We start from the raw sequence: 3,312 nt of genomic DNA on the forward strand, positions 1-3,312 counted from the left end.
GGTCGGGAGCTGCGGTGGTGCAGGATGCAATCAGGGCCACCACGGCAACGGTCAGCAAATCCTTGGTGGGCTGGCGGCCCAGCGAGATCGCAACCACGTAGCCGATGATGGAAATGGCCGCGATAGCAGCCAGAGCGCCCGCGATCACTGGCAGGCCTCGCACGGTGCATCGCCCGACAAGTCGCAGGCTTTCACGCTGGCCAGGAAGTCAGCTGCCTCAGCGGTGGAGTTGTCCGGGCGTGGTGTGCCGGCCAGATCCGCAGCGGCATCCGCATCGGTGAGCACCGGGCGGGCCAGCTCGTCGCGCAGGCGGAAGCCCAGCAGGGGCCAGATTTGGCGCTCTGCGTTCTCGCGGGCGATGCGCTTGCCGATTTCCCAGTTGAAGTTCTCAGGGCTTGCGCAAGCGCTGTGGCCCAGCACCGTGAATCCGTTGCGCAACTTCAAGACGCAGATAGTGAGCAGGCCCAATGGACCCTGCGGCTCAGGCGTAGATACGCTCTCGCTGTTCAGCGTTTCATGGCCGTACACGCCCTCATCGGCGGTGAAGTAATGCGCGCTGGCAATTTCATCCTTCAGTGCTGCAGGCGTCACACGCGGCCCCTTGCTGGCCTTGGCCTGGATCTCGAGTTCCAGGGAATCGGGGCAGGAGTCCACCACTGGGAGCGTGGCGAGTGCACCGCCAAAGGCTTCGATACGCTCGGCCAAGATCGCGCTGTAGTCCCGCATCGTTTCCTCCTGGCAAACGAGACGGCCGCGCTCTGCTTCGTCCTGAACGATGGTGGTGAACTTTTCGGAACTGATGAATGCGGACAGCTTCTGCAGCCTTTCGTCCAGTTCACGCTTTTCATCAACGACGCGTTGCTGGTGCGGTGCAAGTTGGGTCATGGTGTTCTCAGGGAGTTGGCCCGGCATCCGGCCGGGGCGGTTGGGTCAGCGCGTCGTAGTCGCGCTCGCAGGACTGCCCGGCGATTCGGGCTTTGTCGGCGTACTCAGCCAGGATTCCCGCTCTTTGGTCAGCGCGGCCGAGCACGTCGGCAAGCACTCCGATGGGATCGCCGGTTGCCGCGATTGCGGGCTCAGTGCCGGGATTCGCGGCTGATCGACGGGCTGCGGAGACAAGGGCATCGATGCGTTGCTGCAGGCGGCCAGAAGCACGGCGAGCGTTGGCAGCATCAGCGTTAGCAGCTTCGATTTTTGTAGCGGTTTCACGGGCGTTCCTTTCTTGTTCGGCGGCCCAGCGGGCTTCTTGCGCACGCACGGCGCGCAGGGCCTTGGCTGTCAGGTCGGCGATGTGCGCCAGGGTCTGGGCGTTCTTGGTGCGGGTGTTCGCTGCATCGAGCTGGGCGGTGTGCATCCGTGCGGTCTGCACCACCAGCAGCACCCCAAGCGCCAGGGCGGCGGCAATGGCGCCGTAGGCTTTGAGCTTGTCGAGGATCATTTCCCCTGCCCTCTCTTTTTCCAGGCGACCACCACAAGACCGATCAGTGCCGCCGCCGCAAGCGCAAGGCATGCCCAGCCCGCCGGAGTGCCCAGCAGGAACAGCAGCGCCTCGGCCCACCACGGCAGGTAGAAACCGCTGGCCATGGCAATGCCCGGCAGTAGAGCCAGGACGGCCAGGACAATGGCGCGCATCAGATCGACCCTTTTTGGCGCTGGATGCCTGCCTTCACACCCAAGCCGTAGAAGTGCTTGGCCAGGCCTTCAAGCTGGCGCTCAGACCAGGGCGTGCAACCCACGGCAGCGCACTCGGCCGCGTCCTCGTCGGACACCTGCAGGCCTTTGGTGGTTGCGCAGCCGGTGAGCAGTGCGCTGAGCAAAACCAGAAAAATGAGTATTGCGAGTTTCATGATCGCGCTCCAAACCGCCATGTGCGGCAAATTTCATCGTTGGAATCGCCGCGCAGCTGCAGGCCTGGCAGCACGGTGGAAACGCCTTGCACAGTCCCACGGTTCCAGCGCGTGTTTTCTCGGCAAGCGCCCACCCAGTCCCCGGCATTGGCCTTGCGGCGCATGGTGCTGAACTCCAGCGAGCCGCCGCCCTTGTTGTGGATGAAGTCCAAAAACGTGGCCTTCTGGAACGGGTCGTAGCTGTCCCAGTAAGTCAGCTGGCGCTTGGCTTCGACCTCGTAGCCGATGTACCGGCGCTTCTCCAGCCGGTAGCAGTCGGCGGGGGTGTAGGTGCGCCCCGCAACCACCTCGGGCCCGGTCAGGCCATTGCAGACGGTGAGCGGCTGGCCCTTGCCCAGCTTGTCCACGTAGGGCACGCCGATATGGCGGTTGCTGGATTCGTAAAAGCTCGCCATGACCATGGCAATGCGGATGCCGTCAGACACCTGGGGGTCTGCGGCCACGGCCTGGATGTAGGCGTTGGTGTTGGCCTCGCGCGTGGCGGCCTCGTCCACGTAGTAGGCCCCGCCACCGGCGCCCAGCAGCATGGCCAGGGCGGCAAGGCTGGTGCGCAGTTGGGCGGGGACGCGGCTCACTCGTCGGCTCCCAGCTCGCCCAGGTCGGTATTACCGGGAACCAGACGCCCAGTGTTGCGCATGATGTCGATGCGTATCTGGCGCTCCTGCTGGCGCAGGGCATGCTCGGCGGCCAAGCGGCGGTTTGCTTCGCGCTTGTAGTACCAACTCACCAGGGCGCCCAGCAGCGCAATACACACGCCAAACAGCCCGATTGCCTGGGATGAGGCAAGCCAGCCAAGAAATCCAACGACAGCGCCGCCGCCGGAGGTGCGACCGCCAGCCGTGGCAAGAGCGTCGATGGTTTCTGTTTTCATGAGCCCGGAGTGTTCCGGGCATGCGCCAGATGGTCTAACCCTACTGGGGGGGAATCATTTGGGAGCGCACCTTACGCGGGCACGAGAAGCATCCGATTCTCTGCAGCCACGCCCACCACGCGGACCTCGCGCGCTACCGACAACAGGCGGGTTTCAGCAGCAACGCGAAGCGTCCTGTCTTCAATGGGAACCACCAGCGTGCGGCTGGGGTCAAGAGGCGGCGCGGATTCGATGGCTGCGAACACGTCATGGCCAGACTCCATGACCGCCAGCACGCCGCCTGCGGCAATCTCCCCGGCGATGGCTGCGGTGTCCTCCCCAGCCTCGATGGCGGCCAGCAACGCACTGACCAGGGCCGCACCGCTAGCACCCAGGCTGTCGGCGCCGGCCTCCACCGCAGAGAGCGTCCCCGCCGAATTGGGCAGTCCGCCCAGCCCAGTCATGCTGTCGGCACCACTCTCGGCGGCGGCCATGGCCCCGGCGATCAGGGCGCGCACCGAGATAGCGGCAGCATCGGCGGCCGACTCTGCAGCG

The 3,312-nt window shown here is 65.1% G+C and carries 7 protein-coding genes; all 7 read right to left on the bottom strand.

Annotation, left to right across the window (positions count from 1 at the left end):
* Positions 1-144 precede the first annotated feature (144 nt).
* Positions 145-885, bottom strand: a complete 741-nt coding sequence (locus DBR23_RS15540; protein WP_233250481.1) for a Gp49 family protein — start codon at positions 883-885, stop codon at positions 145-147.
* 7 nt (positions 886-892) lie between these two features.
* Positions 893-1,438 carry a DUF2514 family protein gene (locus tag DBR23_RS15545; protein WP_108498843.1) on the bottom strand — a complete coding sequence of 182 codons (546 nt, stop codon included), beginning with the start codon at positions 1,436-1,438 and terminating at the stop codon, positions 893-895.
* Positions 1,435-1,632: a hypothetical protein gene (locus DBR23_RS15550; RefSeq protein WP_108498844.1), complete on the bottom strand. Its 198-nt coding sequence runs from the start codon at positions 1,630-1,632 to the stop codon at positions 1,435-1,437. The genes DBR23_RS15545 and DBR23_RS15550 overlap by 4 nt, the downstream gene beginning before the upstream one ends.
* Positions 1,632-1,847 carry a hypothetical protein gene (locus DBR23_RS15555; RefSeq protein WP_108498845.1) on the bottom strand — a complete coding sequence of 72 codons (216 nt, stop codon included), beginning with the start codon at positions 1,845-1,847 and terminating at the stop codon, positions 1,632-1,634. The genes DBR23_RS15550 and DBR23_RS15555 overlap by 1 nt, the downstream gene beginning before the upstream one ends.
* Positions 1,844-2,482, bottom strand: a complete 639-nt coding sequence (locus tag DBR23_RS15560) for an endolysin (RefSeq protein WP_108498846.1) — start codon at positions 2,480-2,482, stop codon at positions 1,844-1,846. The genes DBR23_RS15555 and DBR23_RS15560 overlap by 4 nt, the downstream gene beginning before the upstream one ends.
* A complete protein-coding gene (locus tag DBR23_RS15565) occupies positions 2,479-2,778 on the bottom strand; it encodes a holin (protein ID WP_108498847.1) in 300 nt (99 codons plus the stop codon). Before DBR23_RS15565 ends, DBR23_RS15560 begins: the two co-directional genes overlap by 4 nt.
* A gap of 71 nt (positions 2,779-2,849) precedes the next feature.
* The coding region (locus tag DBR23_RS29685) for a hypothetical protein (protein WP_199227725.1) at positions 2,850-3,312 on the bottom strand (463 nt) is incomplete at its 5' end.

The organism is Acidovorax sp. HMWF018 (assembly GCF_003061035.1).
In the GTDB taxonomy this organism is placed as follows: Bacteria; Pseudomonadota; Gammaproteobacteria; order Burkholderiales; family Burkholderiaceae_C; genus Acidovorax; species Acidovorax delafieldii.

Coding starts and splice junctions, on each gene's coding strand:
- DBR23_RS15540 (WP_233250481.1), bottom strand. CDS start 885: ATGACCCAACTTGCACCGCACCAGCAACGCGTCGTTGATGAAAAGCGT.
- DBR23_RS15545 (WP_108498843.1), bottom strand. CDS start 1,438: ATGATCCTCGACAAGCTCAAAGCCTACGGCGCCATTGCCGCCGCCCTG.
- DBR23_RS15550 (WP_108498844.1), bottom strand. CDS start 1,632: ATGCGCGCCATTGTCCTGGCCGTCCTGGCTCTACTGCCGGGCATTGCC.
- DBR23_RS15555 (WP_108498845.1), bottom strand. CDS start 1,847: ATGAAACTCGCAATACTCATTTTTCTGGTTTTGCTCAGCGCACTGCTC.
- DBR23_RS15565 (WP_108498847.1), bottom strand. CDS start 2,778: ATGAAAACAGAAACCATCGACGCTCTTGCCACGGCTGGCGGTCGCACC.